Below are 17,472 nucleotides of genomic sequence, written 5' to 3'. Positions count from 1 at the left end.
TTCAGTACAGTAAAGACTGGCACACCCCGTGCAAACAGAGCCTCCAGATGGAGAAAAACCAACTTGGAGGTTTTACGATGCGGACGACCCTCAGAACCCTCATCCTCAGCGCTGCGATCATGGTGATCGCTGCTGGGAGCGCCTTCGCCGCTCCCGTTCTCGGCCCGGGGCTGAACAAGATTTTCTTCAACAACTTTGAGAACGTGATCCTTCAGGAAGGACAGGAAGTTGCCGGTGTCGGCTCCACCTTCTACGGCATCCTGACCGCCCAGAACATCACGAATCTCGACCAGTCCACCACGTACTGGAACTCTGACGACACGGTCGCCGGCGGCTTCGACACCCTGACCGGCTACTTCCTGCTCGAAGTCACGTCCATCGACGGCTTCGGCAACTTCATCTTCGGCGCCCCCTCCACCGACCCCAACGGCATCATCAGCGACGCCGAGCTGGGCGACGAGGTGGTCCTGAAGCTCTACGCCGACAGCACCGAATCCGTCCCCGACGCCGGTACCGTGGCCGATGGCTTGACCACCTACACCGACGGCAACACCTGGCTCGACCTGACCCTCGACGGCGGCTACTGGTGGAGCACCCCGACCATCGATCCCACCTCCGGTCTGGTGCAGGGCGACACCTGGTTCGGCCTGAACTACTACAACTCCTCCTTCGCCGACATCATCCTGAACGATCCGGCCGAAGCCCTCTTCGACCTGGACGTCAACCTCTACGGCGAGTCCACCTTCCAGACCAACCCCAACGCCGGTTCCGAGTGGGCCTTCATCAGCGACGACCCCGCGGTCCTGGCCACCCCCGAGCCGGGCACCCTGCTGATCACCGGCGCCGGCCTGCTGGGCCTGGCTGGCTTCCGCCGCCGCCAGAAGAAGAACGCCGCGGCCTAAGCCCCAACAACGTCACTTCCCCCCCCCACATCGCGGGAGGGCCCTCGGGCCCTCCCGCACTTTTTTGTTTACCAACCGGAACGATCGCTTTTCCGGGACTCCACGACGGCGACACGGCGGCGCCGCATCCCCCTGCTCCGGTTTCCACCATATGCGCCCCCTGGCCGGGCAGGCTTTGTAATCGCGGCCGCTCCGGCTCCCCAAGCGAGGCCCGAAGCAACAGGCCCCTGACCCGCGAGACGCCGCCGGCGTCTGCTACTGGCGATTCATGAATCAAGCGAATACCAGTCCCCAGCTTCGGCGGGTAAGCAAAGCCCTTGGATGGAATTGAATCAAGCACCACGGGAACGCCCGGCTTCCCGGCTACCGCCCGGTCGCCGGGATGAAGCCCCTGGAAAGCGCCCCAACCGGGGCCTAGAGAATGAAGGAATCCAGCTTGCGGCGGAGGGTGCCGCGGGTGATGGGCCGGGCGTGACCGATGCGGAAGAGCATGACCTCGCCCTCGCGGTCCAGGTTGGCCTGGGGAAACAGTTCCTGGTAGATGGGCCACAGGGAACGTAGCCGCTTCCTGTGCACCGGGTCGAACTCCTCCTCCCCTTCCAGCACCCAACGCAGGCGGAAAAGCGTGATGGCGGTCATGGGCTGCATGGCCAGCCCCAGCTGGCTGAGCCGCAGCCAGCACCGCTCAAGCGCCCGGCCGCCTCGCAGAAAGTCCTCCCAGCCGAAGCCGGTGGTGGTCAGCAGCACGGCCGCCCCGCTGTGGCGGATGCCCCGCGCCGAGTGCATGGCCATCATGCGGCTGGCTCCCAAGAGGTTGGCCGTCCGCATGACCGGCCACGGTCCGGTGGCCCGCAGAAACAACTCCCCGGACTTGCCCGCGTAGAGGTTGTCCACGGGCAGGCCGTCGCGGGTTTTGCGCGCCTCGTCCTTGGAGTGGCGCAGCATGGCGTGGAAATGTTCGTGCAGCCCCCGGTGCTCCGTGCGGATGGTGTCCGCCCTGGCCACCACGCGGGCCAGCCGCTCCAGGCTCTCCTTCCCCTCCAGCCAGTGCAAACGCACCCCGCCCACAAGCCCGGCCTCGCGGGCCAGGCGGCGCTGCACCCCCTCGGGCACCGGCTTGCGGCTGTAAAGGCGGCGGTTGGTGGTGCGCTCCCAGATGGCGTCGTGCAGGGCGTCCCCAACCTCCGGAGCGGCGGTCAGTCGCAGCTCGGCCACCGGGCCGTTCCCCGGGAAGGAGTCCGCCTCCACCACCTCGCCCCGCAGCCCCATGGCCGCCCCCGCCACGCGCATATTCTCCAGCACCGCCCCGCAGGAGATGAGGGAGGCGATCTGGCGCACGTTGAAGAAGGAGCGGTCCGCGTCGGCGTCCAGGTGCAGGCCCACGGCCGAGGACTTGGGCCGCAGCTTCCAGGGTTGGGCGTTGTCCCCGGAGGGCGCGGCAACGCCGGCGTGCATGATGTAGCGCAGGGCCTCGTCGCTCACCGAGGAGCCCACCATGATGGTGTCCGGAAAATCCGGAGCGCGCTGCCCGGCCGGCGGCTCGTTGTCCAGAAGGAAACGCGAGGCCACGAAAATCTTGGCGCGCTGCACCGGTCCACGGTTGCCCCAGCGCAGCTTTCCGGTGCGCAGCCTGGTCAGGTAGGGATCGAACTGCATGTAGCGTGGGGCCTCGCGCACGCCGGGCCGGTCCAGAAGCAGCCGGATGGCCTCCATGCAGGCCAGGGAGGCGCACAGATGGCAGGCGATGGAGGTGGACGGCCCGGCCTTGGCGTGCAGGTTCACCCGTCCGAGGTCCATGTACTTGAGGTGCATCCCCTTGGGGGCCAGCCCCATGCCGAAGCGCAGAAAGCGCTCCTCCAGGGTCTGCCCCTCGCGGATGTCGAAGTAGCGGTCGAAGGACATGCCCTCCGGGGTAAAGACCAGAAGCGCGCCCCCGAACCCCAGGGGCCCGGCCGTGACCACTGGTATGCCCATCTCCCTGGCCAGGGTGAACAGCCGCCGCCGCATGGGGAACTCGAAGAAATCCAGGCCGTCCATGACCAGGTCCGCGCCCTTGAGGAAGGAGTAGATGTTCTGCTCCCCCAGCCCGTCCGGGTACTGCTCCACTTCCAGGAAGGGGTTCACCGACCAGGCCGTGGAGTGCATGGCGTCCAGCTTGGGGGAGCCCAGGCCGTTGAGCGTGGCGCCATACTGGCGGTTGAAGTTGGCCAGGTCGAAGGTGTCCAGATCGGCCAGCCGGAAACGGCGGATGCCCAGCCGCACCAGCCCCATGAGGTGCTGGCCGCCCACCCCGCCCATGCCGGGGATGCAGACGGTGGCCTGGGACAGCCTGTCCTGCTCCGCCAAGTCCAGGATGCCGAGGTTGCGGGCGAAGGCCTCGTCCTGGAACTGCTCCAGCGTGGTGATGCCCAGCCTGCCCAGCGGACCGGCCCAGGGGCCTTCGAGCCGTTTGTCCTCGATGATGTTCATTGCGTCACGTCGGGCGCGCAGGGAACCCTGGCCACCCCGGTCGGCGCGTACAGTGCCTTGTGATACAAGCCCTCGAAGTATCTGGCCTGCTCCTCGTTCTTGAAGTCGCACAGGAGCTCCGGCTTGTTTGCCAGCAGGTGCCTGGCCACTTCGTACTCCAGGGGCCTGCGCCGCTCCACCTGGTATTCAGGAATGTCCGGCTCCATGGGGTTGCGGTTCATCTGCACGAAGAAGCCGTGCAGGTCGGTGTCGAAGTCCATGCCGCCGTAGGTCTTGGCCAGCTTTTCCTCGATGTTGTCGAATGACACCCGCAGGGCCACGGCCGGAGCGCCCACTTTCTCGAAGAAGCGTTCCTCGCCGAAGTCCTCGAAAAGAAAAATGTTCTTGTAGAACCGGACATGCTTGGGGTTGACCGTGATGCAGAGGTCGTTGGCCCGGGTGAACTTGGCGTAATGGAACATGGCCTTGACCGTCATCATCAGGATGTTGCGCCAGCGCTTGCTGCGCACGGTGGCCAGCGCGCCCAGCTCCACCACCTTGCGCCCCCTGGCCCGCAGCTCGTCCACCTCGGGTTTGTAGAGGGTGTCCATGGGCAGGCCGAATACGTCGTTGTCCGGCACGTAGGTCAGGGTGGACAGCACGTCCAGGTAGGACTTGAAGATGAAGATACAGGTTTTCGGCAGGAAATTGTACAGGTTGTAACTCATTCCCCCCGACTCCGGCACGGGGATGTATCCCTGGGCCAGATACTCGTCATGCACCAGGCGGAAGGACTGGATGTACTCGTCCAGGGTCTCCGCGATCTTGATGCTCGGCCTGTCCAGGTCTTCCAGCCTGGCTTCCAGCAGTGACGAACGCCGGATCCGGATGGTGCGGCGCCGTTCGATGCTCCGTTTCACACTTCTCCTCCCGTGGACCACGCCCAAAGCCCGCCCTCGCGGCAATGGCGGACGGCCTGGCGCGGGGCTGGCGGCAAGGTCCAACACGAGAATCAAGCGAGAAGCATGCCAAAAGGAAAAGCCGCTATTTCCGCCCACAGCAAGGGGGTTGCGCGGCTTCCGCTCCACCCGTTTCCATGAAACATGGAGCGGGCCGAGTTGTCCGTTCCACGCATTGTTCCCCGCACCACGCGCCAGAGGCCGATTCCCGAAGGAACCGGCCTCTCGTTCCCGCCCCGGGCCGGCGTTTCAATTCCGCTTCTTCCGCCTGGCCATGTAGGCCATGGGCAGGAGTCCGGCGCCCAAAAACAGCAGGGTGGCCGGTTCGGGCACGGGGTTGGGCACGCTGTAGCCCTTGATCTGGAAGGCCAGGTTCGACTGCCCCGGCGCCTGGTTCAGCCAGGACATCCCGGCCAGGCCGTCCAAATAGAAGTCGGCGCCGAACCCCTCAACCACCATGTAGGCCACGATCCGGTTGGCGAGGTTGTTGTCGTTGGCGAAGTCGGGCAACTGGGAGCCGTCCATCTCCAGGCCTGTCAGGTCAAGGCCGCTGTCCGGGGCCACGGACATGCGGATGGCCAGCAGGTTGGTCTCGGCCGACTCGGCCAGGGAACCGTCGTAGCCGCCAAGCTGGAAGTTTATGAGGCCGCCGGAGCGGGACAGGCTGAAATCGTAGCCCACGCCGTTGGACCAGGCCCACTGGCTGCTGCCTCCGGGTATCGGCCCGGCGTTTGTGAACATGTCCGGACCGTGCAGCCCAACCTCGTATGTGGCGGCGCCGCCGAGGTCGCCGATGCGGCCCTGGGCCACGAACGTCTCCACGCCGCCGGCCGGCAGCCAGGAGAAAAAGTCGGAGTCGGACTGGATTGACGGCCCAAGGCTCACCACCGGCAGGGCGGAGGCCATGGAGGGCAGGCAGAGCAGAAACAGAGCCAGCACGATCTTTTTCACGGGAAGTCTCCTTTAGTGGGGAATGCCTTCCGCCCGTATTGCAAGCTGTGCGCCATGCATACGTAGGCACGCCATTTCAGCCTGTTATGCAATCTTCCCCGTGTTGTCCCCCTGCACTCCCGCGCAGGCAATCCGCGCCAATGTAAGGTTGTTCGACTTGTCCGGCCCATCCGCCCCGCACGGCAGCATCGCTTTGGTACGTCCTTTGCTGACTATCCACAAATCATGGAGAAGATCATGTACCGACTCCCGCTCCTGCTCACCCTGGCCCTCCTGCTCGGCTCCCCCCTCCCCGCCCACGGCTTCGTCTTTTCCGATTCCGTGGTCCACTGGCCCGGCTACGCCAGCCCGCTTTCCGGGCAGAACGCCAGGGACGTCAACGGAACCCCCGACTTGCTGGGCGGCGAGTTCGTCTTTAATGGGCAGCATTTGCTAGGAATCCGGGTTGATTACTCCGCGCCGTCCACAGCCCTGTGGGACACGGTGGTCCCCGGCGACTGGTTCCTGGACGTGGACTCCGACGGCTACTGGGACGTGGCGCTGGCCAACGCCCTCAGCCGCGAGGCCGGAAGCCGGAACGTCTACGGCGTGAACCTGGCATACGGGGACGCGGGGTCCTACGCCTTCTCCGACGACGTCTACAACGCCCTCGGCGGCCTGGAGCGCAAGGGGCATCCCGTGCTGGCCACGCTGGAGCAGGCAGGGCTCATCGGCTCCGCCGCCTTCTCCGGCTGGGAAAAAGACCCTGTGCTGGCGGACACCTACAGCGCCTACTGGGACGTGTCCGGAATAAGCGGATTGCTGGGCCTGAGCCCCGGCGGCACCCTGACCTACGGCTTCACCATGAACTGCGCCAACGACGCGCTCCACGGCCAGGGCCCCGTGCCCGCTCCCGAACCGGGCAGCCAGGCCCTGCTGCTGGCAGGCGGCGCCGGGGTGGTCTGGAAGGCCCGCCGCAAACGGCGCGGCTGAGAAATGTTGTCAATTTTTCAGGCACGGACGTCGGCGGCCTTTACATTCCGCCCCGTCCGGTAGGATACGCACGGCCCTCCCATACCCGCAGTCCCGCGTCGAACTCTCCGGCTTTCCATGAGAAGCCCTTCGGCGGTCAAGGAACCGGCGGCTATTCGCCGCCCCGCCGCACGCCATTTGCAAAGGGGTTCGCGTCCCGCGCGGGCAGGCCCGGCATCCAAGCGACCATCTGAGATGGTGCTTTTCTCCCCACCTGTCGGGCAAAACCGGGAGGCGCACGCCATGCCGCGAATCCACCAGGGAGGAGGGGAACACAAGGCGGGCCGGGATGAGGTTCGCCTCGCCCTCGCCTTGCGTCATTACACCCATCCGTTCCTCTCCCCCCTGGAGAGCTGCCGGAACATGGTTCTGCGGCGCAGGACCACGACGACGACCTACTCCCTGAAACCCTTCCTCGACCACCAGGCCATCTTCGTCCACATCCCCAAATGCGCGGGCGTTTCCGTGTGCTTGGCCCTGTTCGGAAACCTCGCCGGGGGGCACAGGACCATCCGTGAATACGCCGCCATATTCAGCCCGCGCGAGTTCCGGAAGTTCTTCAAGTTCACCGTGGTCAGGAACCCGTGGGACAGGCTGGTCTCCGCCTTCCTCTTCCTCAAGCGCGGCGGGATGAACGAGGACGACAGGCGGTGGGCGGAACGGCACATCGCCCGCTTCAACGACTTCCCCGCCTTCGTCAGTGGCTGGCTCTCGCCGGAAAACGCCCGGACGTACCATCACTTCCGGCCGCAGTTCGACTACCTGACTCTGGACGGCCAAAACCTGTCCGTGGGCTACGTGGCCAGGCTGGAGACGCTGGGCAAGGATTTCGGCGTCATTTCCGATAAACTCGGACTGCGCGCCAGACTGGACAGGAAGAACGTGAACAGGGCCAAGCGGCCGTACAGGGAATACTACGATGAGCCGTCGAAACGAATCGTGGCCGACGTGTACGCCAAGGACGTGGAGGCGTTCGGCTACGAGTTCTGACCGGCGTGGAGGCGGCCAGCTTCCCGCCTTACTCGCCGAATCCCGCCAGAACCTCCTCCACGTCGTCCTGGGAAAAGCCCGCTTCAAGGAGGCGGTCGGCGTATTCCCGCAGGTGCCTGGCGGCGTGGTCGGACTGGCGGGTGTCCAGCAGCAGGCGGTAGAGGCGCATGTTGAGGGGCTCGTCCAGCGGAGCCGGGCGCAGGGCGCTTTGCAGGGCCTCCACGGCGCGCTGGCTCTCCCGCGCCGCCACCAGGATGTCCGCCCAGGCCAGGGCGGCCCGGCTGACGGCCTCGGCCAGCTCGAAAGGCCACTCCGCGTCCCCCGGCGCGGCCTCCACCAGCCGCCGCATGGCCCTGAAGCGCATGTCCGCGTGCCAGGGCTCGTTCTCCCGCGCGGCCCGCAGCCCCTCCTCGATCTCCGCCCGCAGCTCCTCGGCGTCCACCCGGCAGCAGGCCAGCCGCAGCACCCCGGAGCGGGTCCGCAGATACGCCTTGCCGCGCCCGGAGCCGAAGGTGGCGTCCAGCAGCTTGCGCAGCCGGGAGAGGGCGGTGTCGAAGCTGCGCCTGGCCTTGCCCTGGGCCTGTTCCGGCCACAGCGCGGCCATCACCCGCTCCACGGCCAGACTTCTGTCCGGCCGCTGCAACAGCAAACGCAAAAGCGCCTCCTGCCCGGCGGTCAGGTCGCCCCGGTCCAGGGCGGCCCCGTCCGCCGCGCTCAAGCGCAACTCGCCGATGGAGCGGACACGCAGCAGCGGCACGATCTCCCCCTGGTGGACGCCGTGGTCGAGCTGCCGCCGCAGAATCTTTTCCGCCTGGGCGGTCATCTCTCCCCGCCGGGCCGCCTCCCCGAACAGCCGCAGCATGACGCGGTCCGACCAGTAGAAAAAGTAGGTGTTGCCGTACACGGCCAGGGTGGCCAGCATGGCCCGAAAATCCGCCATAGCCTCGTCCATCCGCCCCTGGTCCAGCCGCATGTGGGCGCGGTAGGCGTAGAGCTGGGCGCGGACGGAATACTCCCCAAACTGGTCCGAACGCCGCAGACAACGCGCGAAAACGTGCTCAGCACGGCGATGATCGCCAATGAGAGAGAGCACGCAGGCGGTCACCGAATGGCCGAGGTGAATAAACATCAACCCGCCACATTTCGCACGCAGCCGCAGTGCTTGCGATATGGAAGTCCAGGCTTTGTCGGACTCCCCGAGCATGGCCAAGGCCATAGCCCGGGCCATGTAGCATAAACTGGAAATATGGGAGATACCGGCGACTCTCGGATCCGAGAGGGCTTCATCCACCATGAGCAGGACACCCTGCTGGTCGTCTTTCTTCCGGACAAGATCAATATCCCAAATCCGTATGAAGCCATCAAAATAGCTGTTCTGCAATGCATCTTGGTGATTAGAGAGCAATTCATCACGCATGGATGCATAGTCATCCAACCTGCCTCGCATATGACTTGTGTTGAGATAGACAATATTGAAAAGAATTTTTGCTACTGGACTGAGAGATGCATCATTGCGGCTGTGATAGTGCTTTTGCAGCATTCGCAATGCGGCGATTTCATTACCTTGCACGGTCCATATATGGCTGGCAACAATGAGCAATTCCGGAGGGAGAGAGCCAAATCCGATCTGTGAAGAAAATGCACTGCATTTTTCAAGTGTTTTGGTGGCGTGAGTAAAGTCGCCTGTGCCATAGCATATGGCATAGCATATCTGCTCCAAACAGATTTGCTCTAGCTTTGGCGGCAAGTATTCCTGAAGCTCTTCTAGGAGACGTTCACACCGTGGGGCTATGTCACGCATCCCTCGCAAATCCGCTTTGACGAAAATCTCGAACTGGACGAACAACACCAGAGCCAACAACTCCCCAAACCTATCCTCCGCCTCCACGAACCGCTCCGCCGCACGCTGGTAGAGCTGTTCGCTGCGTCCCGGGTCTTCCGTGAGCAGGGCGCGGCCCAGGCAGAGACAGGCCCAGGCCGAGGATTCCAAATCTCCCTGCGGGCAGTCGGCCAGGGCCTGGCGCACCAGGGAGTCGCGGTTGCGGAAGAGCAGGCCCACGCCGTGCTCCCGCAGGATATCCAGCAGCACCGGCCAGTCCTGCACCGAGGCGGCCAGGAGCATGGCCTCCTCCGGCGAGCCGTGGCGGGCCAGCCTGTCCCCGGCGGCGCGGCAGAACTCCCGCAAACGCTCCGGATCGAGATTCTCCCCAGCAGCCGTGCGCAGGCTCTCCTGAAACAGGTGGTGGAAGAAGTAGGTAACGCCTCCCGCCCGTTCCGCCCGCCGCACGAACAGACGCCTTTGCGCCAGCCCTTCCAGCCATGCCTGGGCCTTCTCCAGCCGCAGTTCCTCCAGCAGTTCGCGGGGCATCTCCTTGAGGTGGGCCAGGAGCATGGCCTGGGTGGCGGTTTCCTCGTCCGCCCCGGCCAGGCACAGGCTGAGGAAGTAGCTGTCCAGCGAGGCCCCGGGGGTGAGGTTCAGCCCCTGCCCGCGCGACTCCGAATGCAACAGCACAAGCCCCGCGGGCCAGCCCTCGGTGGCCCGGAGCAGTCCGTCCGCCTCGCCCGAGGTCAGCTTCTCCCCGAAGACCTCGGAGTACAGTTCCACCACCTCGCGCCGCTCGAAGGCCAGCAGCCCCTCGTCGATGCGCAGGTACTCGTTGAAGCGGAACAGCGGCTTGCCCTCCCGCTCCAGCTTGTGCCGGGTGAGGACGAGCCAGGACAGGCTGTCCGGGGTGGCGTCCACCGCCGCCCGCAGAAGGCCGAGGGATTCCGGGGAGTCCAGCAGCAAATGGGCGTCGTCCACCACCAGCCGCGCGGGGCGAACGTCGCGGCCGTCGAAGGCGGCCTCAAGGGCGGAACGGAAGGCCACCTCCCGCTCCCCTGGCGTGGTGCTGGCCAGCACCGGGGCCATGACCACCTCCGGCGACACCTCCGGGGCCAGACGCGAAAGCTCCCGCAAAAGAGCCTCCAGAAACACCGTGGGCGAGGCGTGCAGCCCGCTCAGGGCCACCCAGCCCGCCGGACCCCCGCCCTCCTCGGCGAACTGCCCGGCCAGCACCGTCTTGCCCTGCCCGGCCCTGGCCTGCACCAGCAGCACCCGGCACGGCGAACGATCCAGCAACTCGCACTGCTCCAGCGCGGCGTTGCGGCGAATGGTGGTCATATCCCGCTCCCTCTATCGGTTTCGGCCAGGGTATGGCCAAAGCCGATACGCGTCCAGAACCCACAAGTTGGGCGGGTGAGAAATATGTAAGAGGAGGCGGATAAAAACGTGGACCGTACAGTACGCAGCAACTTTCGGAGCCATCATGAATATCCGTTTCCATGACAGCAGCGACTTTCCACAAGCACTTCCGGCTGGTCCCTCGGCGCGCGAATCAGTCACCTTCTGCCACGACCGCCTCGCCGATACCCCCCGCTTGACCGCCAAGCCCCTGGTGCTGGTGAACGAGCCCGTCCTGAGCAACAGATACTTCTTCATCAGCGTTCTCAAACGCGCCGGCATGCTGCCCGTTGGTGTGGACCACGAAGAGAAAGCACTGGCAAAGCTGCATACCTGCGACTTCGACCTCATCGTCCTCGACGTCCAGTACCCGCCGGAAAAGTGCATTGAGCAAGTCCGCCGCATCAAGGCCACTCCCGGCCTTTCCGCCATCCCCATCCTGGCCGTCTCCGCCTGCGCCATGAAAGGAGACCGGCGTCGCATCCTCGACGGCGGCTACGACGCCTACCTCAGCAAACCCGTCCGCATGAACGACTTCATCCGAGCCGTGCGGGAACTGATCGCCGTAACACGCTGACGGCGGGCATTCCCCCTTCGGGCGGCCAGGGCCTGCGCGGCCCCGGGTCCGAGGCAAACTCGGTTTGCGGTTGTGACGAGTGATGACGCGCGGTGGAGTGCGGCGAGGGAGCGCCCCGGCGATTGTACGATTTCGAGGCGAATCCAACCGGTTGCAACCCATCCCGGCCGTTTGGCTCTTGATGCGCAGACTCCAAAGGAAACTTTCACCTACCCGCCAACAACCACGCGTTCCCTTCCACCATTCCCTTCCACCCTCTTTCCCGCATCGCACGAAAAAAAAGCGGCGGAAGGGCTGTGCCCTTCCGCCGCCTTCCATGTTTTTCCAGCGCTTTCTAGCCTTGCGAGATGTCGCGCAGGGTGGAGGCGAGGTCGGCCAGTTTGCGGACGTTTTGCGCGGAACGGTCCACGGCGTCGGCGGTTTCGTCGGTGATGCGGGAGATTTCCGAAATGGAGCGGTTGATCTCCTCGGAGGTGGCGGACTGCTGTTCCGCGGCCGAGGCGATGGACTGCACCTGGTCGGTGGTCTGGGCCACGATGGCCACGATCTCCTGCAGGGCCTCCCCCGACTGGTTGGCCAGCTCCGTGGCCTGCTCCACGGATTTCACCGAGGCATGCACGCCATCCACGTTCTTGCGGGCGTTGTCCTGAATGGCCTGGATGGCCTCGCCCACCTCCTTGGTGGCGGACATGGTCTTTTCCGCCAGCTTGCGCACCTCGTCGGCCACCACGGCGAAACCGCGCCCGGCCTCGCCCGCGCGGGCGGCCTCGATGGCCGCGTTGAGCGCCAGCAGGTTGGTCTGGTCCGCGATGTCCGTGATGACGTTCATGACCTGACCGATGGATTCGGCCCGCTCGCCAAGCTCGGACATGGATTCGGCGGTCTCGTTGGCCTGCTTGCGCACGGTGTCGATGGCCTCCACCACCTGGGAGACGATCTCCGCCCCGGCGGTGGCCCGCTCCCGGGCGGTGTCCGCCTGGGAGGCGGTGTCCGAGGCGTTTCTGGCCACTTCCAGCACGGAGGAGTTCATCTCGTCCATGGCCGAGGCGGTGTCCTGCACGTTCTCCCGCTGGCGGGAGGCCCCGGTGACGATCTGCTCGAAGGCCACGGAGAGGTTGTCCGCGGCGTCCGAAACCTCGCCCGCCGCGCCGGAGGCCTGCGAGTTGACCCGCTCCACGCGCTCCAGGTTGGCGTTGAGTTCGTGCTCCTTCTTGATCAGGTCGGTGACGTTGCGGGCCACCTCAACATAGCCCGCCTTCTTGCCGTGGCAGTCCAGCAGGATGTCCGTGGTCGGCAGGATGTAGGTGGGGTCGTTCTCGTCGCCGATGCGGATGACCTCGGCCTCGGTGCACTTGCCGTGGCGCATGGTCTGGCCCATGGGGCAGCGGTCGGTGCCGCACAGCTCGGTCTTGAAGAGCTGGGAGCAGCGCTTGTTCTTCAACTGCTCCATGTCCATGCCCAGGAACCGCTGGGTGGCCTTGTTGGCCATGGTGATGTTGTAGTCGTCGTCCACCGCGAAGATGGGGTCGGCCACGGCGTTGAGCATGTTCACGTAGCCTTCGCTGTCGCAGAGGATGGTGTCTATCTTTCGGGTGAGGCGGTTGAACCAGGTGGCCAGTTCGCCGATCTCGTCGCGCTGCTTGATGTCCAGCTCCTTGGTCAGGTCGGCCTTGTCCTGGGCGATGTCCTTGATGACGGCCACGATGCGGGAGACCGGCCCGGCGATGTAGCGGCCGGCCAGCAGGGCCACCAGCAGGGCGGGGATGACCAGGATGGCCGCCAGCACGCCCAGGAATATCCGCTCGGCGCGGCCGATGACCGCCTGCTGCGCCGAGGTGTCCAGGGCGTAGACCAGCACGCCCACCTGATCGCCCTTGTAGTCGTTCACCGGGAAGGCTGCCAGGGCGCCGCCCTCCACCTGCCGCATGCTCACGCCCCCGGTCCCGGCGTTCAGCAGGGCGCGGTCCACCCCCTCGGGAACGCCGCCGCCCCGGGCGGTGGAGGTTATGCGCACATACTCCCCGCCCAGCACGGGATATTCATCAGGGTCCTGCAGCTTGGTGGTGATGGGCAGCTTGTCCGCGTTCATATAGAGGATGAGGTTTCCGGCCTCGCCCTTGGCCGCGGAGCGCAGGATGGGCTCGAAGCTGATGAGGGTTTCCACGCTGCCAAGCTGCCGCCCGCCCGACTCGACCGGAGCCAGCCCACGGATGGCGAAGCCGCCACGCCCGAGTTCGATGCCCTGCACCGGCTCGCCACGGGAATTCACATCCAAAACGGTCTGGCGGAAGGAGGAGATGTCGTCGGAGATGTCCACCCATTGCCCGCCGCGCCTGGCCTGCTTGTCGCGCCACATGCGCACCAGGGAGCGGCCCGAGGGCAGATGGAAGTGCAGCCGCAGCTTGTCCCCCTGGTTCACCGAGGCGTACCCGGCCATGGCCGGTGCCAGGCTCCGGCGCAACATCTCGCGGGCGGACTGGGCCGCGGGGTCCTCGGGATCATTGACGTCCCCGCCCGTGGCCTGCTGGTAGGCCTCGATCACCTCGGGCAGCTTGGAGAAGATGGCCGCCGTATCGCGGGCGAAGCGGGAGGCTTCGTCGATGGCGTTGGCGATCTCGCCCTGCTTGGACTCCACCCGCGCCCGGACGTTCATGTCCCGGAGTTCGTCCAATTGGCCCTGGATGACGAAATACCCGCCCAGCCCCAGCACCACCACTGTCAGTATGATGGGCAGCAGCAGCTTGAGACGAATGCTCATGGAATACACCCTCCTGCGAAATAGTCCGGCGCGCCCCCGCCGGGTCGCGCGCCGTATGAAAAGAGGGCCCCTTCCAGCGACGCCGAACCGCCCAGCCCGGAACGGAGCCTTTTCCGACCCTCCGCCTATCCCACATCGGATACGTTTTTCCATTTCCATAAGAGGTTGTGCGAAAATTATCATGCCGCGACCCACGGCATGCAAAGCTTGCGACAAATTAGACAAAAAATATCAGGCCGTTTACGTATGTTTTCCACACCCCCTCACCCCAGGAGCCCACGCCGGGACGCGCGGGGCATCCACCGCCGCCACCAGGCGCATCGCCACCGGCCCCTCCCGCCAGACCGCTCGCGGCCACTCCCCCGCCAGCGTGGCCGCCTCCCCGCCCGAATCCCACAGCCCCAAGGCCTCAAGACGCTCCGGGCGCTTCCCATGCAGACGCACCTCGCCGTCCCTGTCGCGGGCCACATAGACCAACATAAACAAAACCTCCTTGAATCACAGGACATCGAAGACATCTACGGGTTCGCCCTTCGGGCGACCAGGACTCGCGTGGCCTGGACCCGCGGCAAAACAATTCACATGTGTGTTCGCGGGATTGGTCATGGCGGGACACGCGAGGGAAGTTCTCCGGCGAATCCGCCACGTTGGAGGGATTCGGCCTTTTCCAGAACAAACCGTGCGAAACATCTAATTTTCCCCCCTGCTTTTCTCCCCCGCCACTGGTTGATCGGGCGGCTCCGGGGAGGGAGCGCCCTTCCCCCGGAGCCGCTTCACTTGCCGGCCGCCCGCATCGGACGAGGCCCGCGTCAGCAGTCGCCCTTGTACTGGCGCCGCCGCTGCTTGAGCCAGGTGGTCAGGTCGTCCGGCAGGGCGCGGTATATGCCCCTGGAGCCTTCGCGCCAGGCCGGCAGCCCCTCTTCGCGCACCAGGCGCGGGATGGTGTTTTTACCCACGCCCAGGGCCTTGGCGATCTGTTCCTTTCCCACGAGCAGGATGGCCATTGGAATCACCCCCTTGGAATCCAGATGATGCCGTCTGAGTTGTCGATGTTGCGGAAGCCGATGTGTAGCCAGTGCGTATCCAGCTCCACCACGGTGAGATGCTGGAAGGCCTCGGGATGGGCGTCGCGGCGAATGTCCTCCCGCATTTGCTCCGACGTGGCATGCACGGGCACCAGGTCCACCGCCCGGCCGTACTTGTGGTCGGAGAGCGGGGCGCCCACGTGACAATCGTGCGGACGCAGCCCCCGGTAGGCGTGCTCGCCGCCGCCGTGCCAGGTGTTGGCGACAAGCGGCCCATAAATGTCGCGCAAGGCGTCGATGGTCCACAACAGCCTGGAATCGAGCAATCCCCAGAGAATGCGCTCCGTGTATTCACGCAGAAACTCGGGCGGGACCAGCTCCTCAATGGCGAAGTGGCGCGGACGGTGCCCCCTCCGGGTCATGCCCGCTCCCGGCGCGGCCCGTGGCGGCCCTCCGGCGCGGTTTCCGGCCGAATGGCCGGGAGATCGCCCCCGGCCGGCCGGGCCGAATCCGGCCGCGCAACGAAGCGGTAGCGCATCATGTCGCCTCCAGTGTTTTCCGCCCGTCCGCCTTGCGAAGCGGGCGGGCGGTGTTCGCCCCGGCGAGCCGGGGACCATCCGGCCGGAACACGACCAACCGGAAACACGAATTGAAAAACGAAAACCTCAAGGCTCCAAAATGGCTGACCTATTTTTCACGCCCCGCCTTGATTTCGAACAGTATATTGGATTACAACGAAACTATCAACCCGGTTGTTGGAACTTGAAGAATGTTCTTTCCGGGGCAAATCATGTAGGATGGCGCCATGTACGACACCACGGGAAAGATTTTCGGGCTGGCCCTCAAGGGCGTCCTGGCTGGACGCGAACGCGGTACCCAGGCCCGGCTGGCCAAGGCCCTGGGAAAGGAATCGAGCTACATCGCGGACATCAAGAACGGACGCGGCGCCGGCACCGAGGAGACCAGGCGCTACATCGCCTCCTTCCTCGGCTACGGCTACGAGGACATGCTCCGCATGGGGAGGGAAATCGCGGACCGCCCCGAAGACGATTCGCGGAAAAAATTCTCCATGCCAGAACATGTGGCCGAATACGGCCAGCAGGGCCTGACCCGCGTGCCCTTCCTGGAGGCGGTGCCCACCATGGGCGGGGAGTCGCTGCAGCTGTCCCGCCAGGTCAAGTCCCACTTGGCCTTCCGCACCGACTGGCTGCGCACCAAGGGCGGCCCCGGCTCCATGGTGGTGGTGCGGGCCGACGGCGACTCCATGGCCCCCACCATCGAGGACGGTTCCATCGTGCTCTGCGACGAGTCGCGCACGGAGTTCGCTGACAACCGGGTCTTTTTGGTGGAGCACCAGGACGGCATCGTCATCAAGCGGCTGCGCAAGCGCGGCGACACCGTGCTCATGGTCTCGGACAACGGCGGGGTGGAACAGGAAATACGGGGCGAGGACCACTTCCGCATCATCGCCCGCTGCATCTGGACGGCCAAGGAGCTGGACTAGCGCGCCTCCCGTGAACGGCGGGCGGACTTACCAAAATTTCCACCAGGGCTTGCCGGACTTGCGGCCCCCGCCTCCCCGTCCGGCAAGCTCCTCGGAGACCCGCTCGAACTCCTTTTCGCTGAACTCCAGCCCGTGCTCGCGGCCCAGGGCCACCACGGCCCGCAGCCAAGCCGCCCGCCCTGCCGAGGGGTCGATGCGCTCGAAGGATTCCCTCAGGCCCGGGTCGTGCTCCAGCCACTGGTAGAATGTCTCCACGTCTTCGCTGGCCATGCGTCCTCCCGTAGGCCAGGATAGGCTAGGCGACCGCTGATGAAAAGCGGCGGACACAAAAAAGGGCGGCCGGTCCGCCCGTCCGCCCGTCGTGCATGCCGCGCGCCCGGCGTCTATGAGCCGCCGATCTCAATGCGCTTGGCCCCCTGCTCCAGCTGCTCGGAGCGGGGCATGGTGATGGTCAGCACGCCCTTGTCGTAGTTGGCCTTGATATTCTCGCGGTCAACGTCCGCGGGAAGGGTGAATACCCGGCGGAAGGAACCGTAGGACCGCTCCACCCGGTAGTAGCCGCCCTCTTTGTCCTCTTCCTTCTTCTCCTGGTCCTTCTTCGCGGTCAGAACCAAGTTGTCGCCGGAGAGATCCAGGGAGATGTCCTTTTCGTCCACTCCGGGCAATTCCGCGGTTACCACGTATTCACCGTCCTTGCCCGCTATGTCCACCCGGGGCTTGAAGGACTGCAACTCGCCGGGAAACTCCGGCATTCCTCCCTCGCGCATGGCGCGCTCGAAAAAGCGGTCCATGTCGCGGAAGACATCCCAGGGACGCATCTCTCTGGACACGCCGAACTCGGACCGGGCGGGCATGGCCTCCTGCTCTTCCTTGCGGAACCAGTTCCACGGTTTCAGCCTGTTCATTTCCATATGGACACCTCCTTGCGACAGAATCGGCGACGTTTCACGGGAATGAAACGCGCTGTGTTTTACACACCATATTAATGCCCATTTTTTTCTTGTAAAGAACCGGGATATATCTTTTTACCATAGCATATTCTCGCCCGACCCAGGCGGAATACACAACACCCTGTGGAAAAAAGAAAACCCCGCGGCCGCCGGACAACGCGGCCGCGAGGCATC

General features: G+C 65.1%; 14 protein-coding genes. 5 read left to right on the top strand and 9 right to left on the bottom strand.

Translation table 11 applies throughout. The annotated features are described in order from the left end of the window. Positions 1-77: 77 nt before the first annotated feature. Complete coding sequence (locus N911_RS0112900; RefSeq protein WP_029897824.1) at positions 78-902, top strand: PEP-CTERM sorting domain-containing protein; 825 nt, start codon at positions 78-80, stop codon at positions 900-902. A gap of 414 nt (positions 903-1,316) precedes the next feature. On the opposite strand, the gene N911_RS0112895 is transcribed toward N911_RS0112900, so the two are convergent. The 3 genes from N911_RS0112895 to N911_RS0112885 form a co-directional block, all read right to left on the bottom strand. Continuing rightward, positions 1,317-3,371, bottom strand: coding sequence for a ThiF family adenylyltransferase (locus N911_RS0112895; RefSeq protein WP_051694374.1), 2,055 nt, complete (start codon positions 3,369-3,371; stop codon positions 1,317-1,319). Beyond that, positions 3,368-4,270: an N-acyl amino acid synthase FeeM domain-containing protein gene (locus N911_RS0112890; RefSeq protein ID WP_035105524.1), complete on the bottom strand. Its 903-nt coding sequence runs from the start codon at positions 4,268-4,270 to the stop codon at positions 3,368-3,370. The genes N911_RS0112895 and N911_RS0112890 overlap by 4 nt, the downstream gene beginning before the upstream one ends. A 288-nt stretch (positions 4,271-4,558) precedes the next feature. Further along, complete coding sequence (locus N911_RS0112885; protein ID WP_029897818.1) at positions 4,559-5,260, bottom strand: choice-of-anchor W domain-containing protein; 702 nt, start codon at positions 5,258-5,260, stop codon at positions 4,559-4,561. Positions 5,261-5,497: 237 nt separating this feature from the next. On the opposite strand from N911_RS0112885, the gene N911_RS0112880 reads away from it, so the two are divergent. Next, complete coding sequence (locus N911_RS0112880) at positions 5,498-6,232, top strand: PEP-CTERM sorting domain-containing protein (protein WP_029897816.1); 735 nt, start codon at positions 5,498-5,500, stop codon at positions 6,230-6,232. A gap of 282 nt (positions 6,233-6,514) precedes the next feature. Continuing rightward, a complete protein-coding gene (locus tag N911_RS0112875) occupies positions 6,515-7,261 on the top strand; it encodes a sulfotransferase family 2 domain-containing protein (protein ID WP_202593874.1) in 747 nt (248 codons plus the stop codon). A 28-nt stretch (positions 7,262-7,289) separates the two neighbouring features. On the opposite strand, the gene N911_RS0112870 is transcribed toward N911_RS0112875, so the two are convergent. After that, positions 7,290-10,424, bottom strand: coding sequence for an AfsR/SARP family transcriptional regulator (locus tag N911_RS0112870; RefSeq protein ID WP_029897812.1), 3,135 nt, complete (start codon positions 10,422-10,424; stop codon positions 7,290-7,292). A 145-nt stretch (positions 10,425-10,569) separates the two neighbouring features. Here N911_RS0112870 and N911_RS0112865 point away from each other — a divergent pair, with 145 nt between their 5' ends. Continuing rightward, on the top strand, positions 10,570-11,061 hold the full coding sequence (locus N911_RS0112865) for a response regulator (RefSeq protein ID WP_051694372.1): 492 nt from the start codon (positions 10,570-10,572) through the stop codon (positions 11,059-11,061). Between the two features lie 334 nt (positions 11,062-11,395). Here N911_RS0112865 and N911_RS0112860 read toward each other — a convergent pair whose 3' ends face one another. From N911_RS0112860 to N911_RS0112845, 3 genes are all read right to left on the bottom strand, one after another. Then, positions 11,396-13,819, bottom strand: a complete 2,424-nt coding sequence (locus N911_RS0112860) for a methyl-accepting chemotaxis protein (protein ID WP_029897808.1) — start codon at positions 13,817-13,819, stop codon at positions 11,396-11,398. An 809-nt stretch (positions 13,820-14,628) separates the two neighbouring features. Next, positions 14,629-14,823 (bottom strand): helix-turn-helix domain-containing protein, encoded by a 195-nt coding sequence (locus N911_RS0112850; RefSeq protein WP_029897804.1) that lies wholly within the window; start codon positions 14,821-14,823, stop codon positions 14,629-14,631. A gap of 5 nt (positions 14,824-14,828) precedes the next feature. After that, positions 14,829-15,266, bottom strand: coding sequence for a peptidase M15 (locus N911_RS0112845; RefSeq protein ID WP_035105521.1), 438 nt, complete (start codon positions 15,264-15,266; stop codon positions 14,829-14,831). A 383-nt stretch (positions 15,267-15,649) separates the two neighbouring features. Between N911_RS0112845 and N911_RS0112835 the strand changes: the two genes are divergently transcribed. Continuing rightward, positions 15,650-16,348, top strand: coding sequence for a S24 family peptidase (locus N911_RS0112835; RefSeq protein WP_029897799.1), 699 nt, complete (start codon positions 15,650-15,652; stop codon positions 16,346-16,348). A gap of 27 nt (positions 16,349-16,375) precedes the next feature. Here N911_RS0112835 and N911_RS0112830 read toward each other — a convergent pair whose 3' ends face one another. Then, entirely contained in the window at positions 16,376-16,618 is a 243-nt protein-coding gene (locus N911_RS0112830; protein WP_029897797.1) for a Nif11-like leader peptide family natural product precursor, read from the bottom strand. Positions 16,619-16,731: 113 nt separating this feature from the next. Continuing rightward, the gene (locus tag N911_RS0112825; protein WP_029897796.1) at positions 16,732-17,259 is read right to left on the bottom strand and encodes an Hsp20/alpha crystallin family protein; all 528 of its coding nucleotides are present in this window, start codon (positions 17,257-17,259) and stop codon (positions 16,732-16,734) included. Positions 17,260-17,472: the final 213 nt, after the last annotated feature.

It is taken from the genome of Desulfohalovibrio reitneri (assembly GCF_000711295.1).
In the GTDB taxonomy this organism is placed as follows: Bacteria; Desulfobacterota; Desulfovibrionia; order Desulfovibrionales; family Desulfovibrionaceae; genus Desulfohalovibrio; species Desulfohalovibrio reitneri.
This window is presented reverse-complemented; position numbering and strand designations above follow the sequence as displayed.

Excerpts from the sequence above, each read along its gene's own strand:
- N911_RS0112900 (WP_029897824.1), top strand. The coding sequence starts at position 78 with ATGCGGACGACCCTCAGAACCCTCATCCTCAGCGCTGCGATCATGGTG.
- N911_RS0112895 (WP_051694374.1), bottom strand. The coding sequence starts at position 3,371 with ATGAACATCATCGAGGACAAACGGCTCGAAGGCCCCTGGGCCGGTCCG.
- N911_RS0112880 (WP_029897816.1), top strand. The coding sequence starts at position 5,498 with ATGTACCGACTCCCGCTCCTGCTCACCCTGGCCCTCCTGCTCGGCTCC.
- N911_RS0112875 (WP_202593874.1), top strand. The coding sequence starts at position 6,515 with ATGCCGCGAATCCACCAGGGAGGAGGGGAACACAAGGCGGGCCGGGAT.
- N911_RS0112870 (WP_029897812.1), bottom strand. The coding sequence starts at position 10,424 with ATGACCACCATTCGCCGCAACGCCGCGCTGGAGCAGTGCGAGTTGCTG.
- N911_RS0112865 (WP_051694372.1), top strand. The coding sequence starts at position 10,570 with ATGAATATCCGTTTCCATGACAGCAGCGACTTTCCACAAGCACTTCCG.
- N911_RS0112860 (WP_029897808.1), bottom strand. The coding sequence starts at position 13,819 with ATGAGCATTCGTCTCAAGCTGCTGCTGCCCATCATACTGACAGTGGTG.
- N911_RS0112850 (WP_029897804.1), bottom strand. The coding sequence starts at position 14,823 with ATGGCCATCCTGCTCGTGGGAAAGGAACAGATCGCCAAGGCCCTGGGC.
- N911_RS0112845 (WP_035105521.1), bottom strand. The coding sequence starts at position 15,266 with ATGACCCGGAGGGGGCACCGTCCGCGCCACTTCGCCATTGAGGAGCTG.
- N911_RS0112835 (WP_029897799.1), top strand. The coding sequence starts at position 15,650 with ATGTACGACACCACGGGAAAGATTTTCGGGCTGGCCCTCAAGGGCGTC.
- N911_RS0112830 (WP_029897797.1), bottom strand. The coding sequence starts at position 16,618 with ATGGCCAGCGAAGACGTGGAGACATTCTACCAGTGGCTGGAGCACGAC.
- N911_RS0112825 (WP_029897796.1), bottom strand. The coding sequence starts at position 17,259 with ATGGAAATGAACAGGCTGAAACCGTGGAACTGGTTCCGCAAGGAAGAG.